The sequence below is a fragment of the Streptomyces chattanoogensis genome (assembly GCF_001294335.1).
Classification (GTDB): domain Bacteria; phylum Actinomycetota; class Actinomycetes; order Streptomycetales; family Streptomycetaceae; genus Streptomyces; species Streptomyces chattanoogensis.
The window spans coordinates 44,841-51,329 of record NZ_LGKG01000160.1; the positions used below are offsets into that span (position 1 = coordinate 44,841).

The 6,489-nt window shown below is 67.1% G+C and carries 3 protein-coding genes and 3 pseudogenes; 3 read left to right on the top strand and 3 right to left on the bottom strand.

Going from position 1 to position 6,489, the window contains the following annotated elements; genetic code table 11:
* Positions 1–152 precede the first annotated feature (152 nt).
* Positions 153–722 (top strand): hypothetical protein, encoded by a 570-nt coding sequence (locus ADL29_RS29040; protein ID WP_053926538.1) that lies wholly within the window; start codon positions 153–155, stop codon positions 720–722.
* Between the two features lie 47 nt (positions 723–769).
* On the opposite strand, the pseudogene ADL29_RS46715 reads toward ADL29_RS29040, so the two are convergent.
* Positions 770–964, bottom strand: a pseudogene (locus tag ADL29_RS46715) (IS701 family transposase); the annotation flags it as partial.
* Between the two features lie 692 nt (positions 965–1,656).
* On the opposite strand from ADL29_RS46715, the pseudogene ADL29_RS29045 reads away from it, so the two are divergent.
* Both ADL29_RS29045 and ADL29_RS29050 read left to right on the top strand, forming a co-directional pair.
* Positions 1,657–3,447: pseudogene (locus ADL29_RS29045) on the top strand (glycoside hydrolase family 3 protein); the annotation flags it as partial.
* A 510-nt stretch (positions 3,448–3,957) separates the two neighbouring features.
* Positions 3,958–4,527, top strand: coding sequence for a hypothetical protein (locus tag ADL29_RS29050; protein WP_157878604.1), 570 nt, complete (start codon positions 3,958–3,960; stop codon positions 4,525–4,527).
* Between the two features lie 488 nt (positions 4,528–5,015).
* Here ADL29_RS29050 and ADL29_RS29055 read toward each other — a convergent pair whose 3' ends face one another.
* The gene (locus tag ADL29_RS29055; RefSeq protein WP_053926534.1) at positions 5,016–5,897 is read right to left on the bottom strand and encodes a DUF6004 family protein; all 882 of its coding nucleotides are present in this window, start codon (positions 5,895–5,897) and stop codon (positions 5,016–5,018) included.
* A gap of 464 nt (positions 5,898–6,361) precedes the next feature.
* Positions 6,362–6,489 (bottom strand): annotated as a pseudogene (locus tag ADL29_RS46720) (MarR family transcriptional regulator); the annotation flags it as partial.

The following is a 6,489-nucleotide window of genomic DNA, read 5'->3' on the forward strand; positions in this document are numbered from 1 at the left end:
GATTCTCCACCAACTCAACGGCGGCCGCGAGGTTCAAGGCGAGCCGCCGCATTCGATGGGCTGCGTGTCGTGGGTAGCGGCGAGGGCTTCGGCCGCGGTGCCGGTCCTGTGACGGAAGCCGGTTGTCGGTCCTCTTGGGTAGCGTTGCGGGCATGGTGCCTAAGAGCTTCTACGATGTGAGGTTTGGCGTGTCCCCCGGCGGGGCCAGGAAGGACGCGCACCACATCTGCGGCAGTCTCGACGAAGCCATGGCCGCTCTGGACTCCGAACTCGAAGAGTCCCTCAACGTATGGCTGCTCTTCGAGTACGGCGCGGATTTGGCGTTGGACGTGTATCAGCGGGGTGAACGAGTGCGGTCGATCGATCTTCACCCCTTCGTCACGATCCGAGTCGACGGCTACCCGGACATCACCTTCCGCGGACCGGGCAAGCCGACCGGCTACGCCGTCGGTGCGGATGATCCCTACAAGGTGAAGTCAGTGCTTGAGGACGGGATATTTTCCGGTGACTTCGACGACGCGATCGAAGTCACCGTGGACTGGGGCGGTGTCGTCGTCCCTCCGCTCGTGGGTGAGATCGCGAAGGAGGGCGACTACGTGATGCTTGGCGACGGCCCTCTCGACGACCTCGATGACCTTGATGACCTCGACGAGGACGAGTTGGAGGATGAACTGATCGAACGAGGCTATGTCGAGTATGGATCTCACGATTTCGATGCGTGAGCCGCGGGTGGGAAACCGCCTCGTACTCCAGTCAGGGAAGCTGAGCTTCATGGCTGGTGCGTTGCATGCCGTCGGTGATGGCCACCGCGGGCTCGGGCCTGGTGAAGCCGTCGTCAGTCGGACCAGCGGAGCCGGTGGACTGCATTGTGGACGGGCCGGACGGCGAGGTGGGTGAACGGGTGCTGGATCTCGCTGCACGTCAGCGGGATCAGTCCGTCCGGGGGCGGTTGGCGGGCGTGTTCGCATACGGTCGGCGAAACTGTTCATCGCCCTGGTAGCACAGACGCGTCAAGATCATTGCTGACCGCGTGGACTACCCCCTCAACAACCCTACGGCCTGGGCCAGCTCCATATGCCGACTGTCGGCAGCTCGGCGAACAGGTGGTGAGGATCCGGGCGTGGAAGCGGACATGTCCGATGAGGGGGTGCGCGGGGTCGGCGCCTGACCTGTGGCGGCCGGTGTGGCTGCGGTGGCGACTCTTGGCGCAAGGCGCAGAGCATGGGCGAATCCAGTGCGTCGAACCTGTCGCGTCCATTCAACTAGTGAATGACTGAGCCCTTTTCATTTTTACCTTGGTTTACATCTTGACCCCTGGATGGACCGTGGAGAAAGATCTCGGCCGAACCGTCAAGGTCCCTGCCCCATAGGGATTCTGACGGTATGTCAGCGGGCGCGCGACTGCCCTGACCGGTCGGCGTGGTTCGTTCTGCCGCGGCGGCTTCTTGAAAGCCGGCTCCCCTGTGGAAGCCGCTTCCCACCAAGGAGTCCAACTTGATAGCTCACCCATCGCCACATGGGCGTCCCTCCAGATCCCGCCTCATTGGCGCGCTGCTCGCCGCGTCGGCGCTGGCCGTCAGCGCGGTGCCCGCAGCATCGGCGCAAACGTTCCCGGAGTCCGGGACGTCCCCGACGTCTTCCAGCAGCCAGAAGGCGCCGTACCTGAACCCCAAGCTCCCGGTGGAGCGGCGGGTCGGCGACCTCCTCGGGCGCATGACGCTCCAGGAGAAGGCCGGCCAGATGACGCAGGCCGAGCGCGCCGCTGTCGATGAGGACCAGAGCAAGATCACCAGTCTCGGCCTCGGCTCACTGCTCTCCGGCGGCGGCTCGGCGCCGACCCCCAACGCGCCCGAGGCCTGGGCGGATATGTTCGACGGCTATCAGAAGCACGCGCTCGCCACGCGGCTGCACATCCCGCTGCTGTACGGCACCGACTCGGTGCACGGCCACGGCAACCTCGTCGGCGCCACCGTATTCCCGCACAACATCGCACTGGGCGCGGCCCGCGACCCGGCGCTGGTACGGGAGACGGCCCACATCACGGCCACCGAAACCCGGGCGACCGGCCCCCAGTGGGCTTTCGCCCCCTGCCTGTGCGTCGCGCGCGACGACCGGTGGGGCCGGACCTACGAGAGCTTCGGTGAGGACCCCAAGCTGGTCACCGAGATGGAGACCGCGATCGACGGCCTCCAAGGCACGGACCCGAAGGACCTCGCCCGTCGCGACCGCGTCCTGGCGTCCGCCAAGCACTACGCCGGTGACGGCGACACGACGTACGGCACGTCGACGACCGGCACGTACAAGATCGACCAGGGTGTGACGATCACCGGTCGCGAGCACTTCTGGAAGACCGACCTGGCGCCGTACATCCCGGCCGTCCGACAGCACCGCGTCGGCAGCATCATGCCCTCCTACTCCAGCGTCGACTGGACCGAGGACGGCGTCGGCAACCCGGTCAAGATGCATGCAAACAAGGAGCTGCTGACGGACGTCCTGAAGCAGAAGATCGGCTTCCAGGGCTTTCTCATCAGCGACTGGGAGGCGATCCACCAGATACCCGGCGACTACGCCACGCAGGTGCGCACGGCCGTCAACGCCGGGGTCGACATGTTCATGGAGCCCTACAGCGCCCCGAAGTTCGTGCAGACCCTGATCGCGGAGGTCCAGGCCGGACGGGTCCCGATGTCCCGCATCGACGACGCGGTGCGCCGTATCCTGCACGCCAAGTTCCAGCTGGGACTGTTCGAGCACCCGTACTCCGACCGCACGAACATCGACACGATCGGCTCGCCCGTCCACCGCGCGGTGGCGCGCCGCGCCGTCGCACAGTCGCAGGTGTTGCTGAAGAACGCCCACCACGCGCTGCCGCTCAGGCCCTCCCAGCGGATCTACGTCGCCGGCACCAACGCTCACGACCTGGGCAACCAGGCCGGTGGCTGGACGGTGACCTGGCAGGGCCAGTCCGGCAACACCGCGTTCCCCGGGACCACGATCCTGCAGGGCATCAAGCAGAACGCCTCGAACGTGACGTACAGCAAGGACGCGTCGGCGCCGACCGGAGGACATGACGTGGGCATCGTGGTGGTCGGCGAGACGCCCTACGCCGAAGGCATCGGCGATGTCGGCAACAACGGCCGCACCCTGAACCTTTCGGACGCCGATCGCGCGAACGTCGCCCGCGTGTGCGGGGCGATCAAGACGTGCGTCGTTCTCGACGTTGCGGGACGACCGCAGATCGTCACCGACGAGCTGCCGAAGACGGACGCCTTCGTCATGTCGTGGCTTCCCGGCAGTGAGGGCGAAGGCGTGGCCGACGTGCTGTTCGGCAAGCGTCCGTTCACCGGCAAGCTCCCCGTGACCTGGCCGCGCAGCGAGGCGCAGGAGCCCATCAACGTCGGGGACAAGAACTACGACCCGCTGTTCCCGTACGGCTACGGCCTTACGACGCGAGCCGGTGGCGCACTGCGCTGACCGCCGGCCCAGGCACTCCCATGGGGCGCCGGCAGTGGCGGGGCTCGAAGATGCGAGGCGTTCCCTCGCTGGCGCCCTGCCACTGTCGCGGTCTTTGTACTGCCGCGCTGCGCTCCGGCCAGGTTTCTCTTGGCGGAGGCGGCGGAGGCGGAGGCGGAGGTCGGCTTCACAGGTGGGGGGCATGTGGGGGGCTATTTCCCCTTGGTGTGGACTGAGTTGGTGCCCTGGTGCCCTGGTCCCTTGGCGCCTTGGGGCCCGCACCGGCCGTGGCTCGTGTTCGGGCCGCGGCGCGGCGACATCCGGATATCGCGTCGCGTGCTGGCTCCGCGCATGGCTCGTAAACCCTTGGTAAATGGTTCCTCAAGTCGGTAAATGCGCTTTGCGTGGTACTGGGCATAGATGTTGATCTTGGTGTGCGTACACCGGACAGAGGCGCATGTGTCCTCTTTCCTTGGATTTGAACAGGAAGGCAATGACTTTATGCGTATGACGGCACGTCAGCGGACTGGCATAGCAACGGGGTTGGCTGCCACGGCCGCCCTCATCGCTGCTGCGCCGAGCGCCACCGCTGCGGCGCCCTCAGGGCAGACGCTGGACCAGGTGCTGGCCGATTCCGGCAAGACCACCACCTTCGCTCGCGACACCGCGTGGACGTTCTCTCAGTTGAAGGGGGACCACCACCTTGCCGCCGACAAGGACGGCGGCGTGTCGATCGAGGACGGCAAGGGCGAGAAGCTCCTCACCATGTCGCCAAAGCCCATCAAGGACACGGCCGGTCACCTGCACAAGGTGACGTGGACGGTTAAGGGCAACACCCTCTACCAGCACGTCGACACCCCGAACGCCACCCTCAAGGGGGCCGTGGTTCCCACCGTGACGGCCTACGGATTCTGGGACTGGGCCAAGTGTGTCGGCAAGAAGAGCCTGGACACGGCGGAGCTTGGCGGCGTTGCCGGCTGTGTCGCAGACCTGGAGACCGGCTGTGCCCCGGGTGCCGCCGTGGGTGGCTTCGGTGGGGCCGTGGCCGGTGCTGTCCAGGGCGCACACAAGTGCTGACCGGCGCAGCGGAAGTTAGGGTGTGGGGATGCTTCAAGGTGATGTTGCGATGAAGCGGAAGGATCCGCGTCCACCGAACGGCAGTCTGTTCTTCGCGGGCGGAGTCGCCGGGGCCATCTGCGCGGGAACGGTCATCAGGGCGTCCTTGTCGGGTTGGGTTTCGACCGTGGCAGGGCTCGCGGGTGCCGTCGTCGTCGCGTTGGTGGCTCGCCTGTGGCATCGGCAGGCTGATCTGAGATATCGGCGGGCCTGCAGCCTTGCGGAGGAGCACAACGGCAACGGCAACGGCGACGCAACTTCATAGTCGTCTTCGCGAATTCGTCCGGTCTGCCCTTTCGGGTCTGGCCCCTTCCGGTGGTGCATGCGGCGCGCAGCAGGCATCGTCGGAAGGGGCGAGGGCGGGCGAGGTCACCGCGGGCGATGTGGGCCTTGAGAACCCGCCGGGACGTGGCGGGGCAGGCCAGTCAGGCCGGCCCCGCCTGGAGGTGTCAGATGTTCACCGCCGCCGTCTCGCCGACGTGGGCGTCGCGCATGGCCAGCTGCACATCGGTGATCCGGGCCTTGACCTGGTTGTCCGCGGTCGTCAGTGGGGCGGCGGCGCCGCTGGCGCGCAACTCGGTACCGGTGGCCTCCAGGTCGCGCAGCTTGCCCGCCAGGTGTACCGGGTTGTCGGCGTAGAGCGTCCCGTGCGGCGTGCACAGCTCGAAGTTGGCGTCGAAGTGCAACGCGCCCGGGTAGGAGACGCGGCTCAGGCTGTCCTCGGTATCGTCGTCCAGCGTGCCGTTCGACGGACGCGGCCAGCTGACCCGCAGCATGACGCGGCCGCCCAGCTCCGCGCAGTGGCCGCGGACCGCCAGGCGTGCCAACCGGGCTTGCACGCCGGCGCCGTCGGTGTGCTTTTCGGGGCCGAACAGCAGGATCTCCACGCCGGCGGCTTTTCGGTAGTCGCCCGCCATCTCGACCCGCACGGTCTTGCCGGCCACTTCCAGCTCCAGCGTGCCCTCGAGTGAGACCTGCATGATCATCGAGGGGTCGACCATCATGGTCAGGAAGGGACTGGCGCTCGGGGCGAAGAACGCCAACGGTGCGCTGCCGACGGGCTCGTTCTCGTCGTTGGCCGGGTACCAGGCTTCGGGCAGGTTCGTGGCGCGGAGGACGCCGGGTGCCTGGGCGATGTCGAACGGGCCGTCTCCTCGTGGCTGCCCCAGGTACGGCCCGGAAAGCGGCCGAGCGAAAGGAGGAATGCTGTCCACGACTGCGTGCGTGTCGATGACATCGCGGTGCGCCAGCCGCAGCGTGCTGGTCTCCAGGATGCCGAACCGGCGCAGGTGGAGGTGCGCGGGGCTGGTTCCCGAGGACGATGACGGCATGTGCGTACGCGATCTCGTGGGGCCGCTGTTGACCCTGACCGTCCTGCTCCTCGCCTTCACCCTGGTCACGGCATCGAGCTCCTACAAGAACGCCGAGGAAGCCGCACGAGCCGAGGCCCACGCCGTGGACAACTTGGCCGAGGTGGCCGAGTATGCGCCCAAGGCTCAGCGTGATCGTCTGCACGCCGACGCTGGCGGACGTCGAGGACCAGGCCTCTCGCCCCTTCCTGGCCGGCCGGGGCGCACATCACGTGCCCTGCGATGCGCAGGGCCGAAAGGCGGTCTCCTCCTGAACCCTCTGCACGCTCCTTTCGGGGCGTGGCGGTAATGCTGCGGATCGCCGCTGAGATCTCCCCATTTCTCAGCAGCAGAGACAACGAGACCCCTGGCCGGAGCCAGGGGTCGGCTCAAGATGAAGGATCCGGCGCGGGCATCACTGGTTGCGCGACCGTCGAGACGACCGTCTATGCGCGATCCGAACGTGGCGTGGCGGTGCCGTCCGGGGTCGTTTCGGTTCTGGCGTAGAGGACCTCGCGACCCTGCTCCGCGGCGCGAATGAGTCCTTCGCTGACGAAGTCGAGGAAGCGGGCGG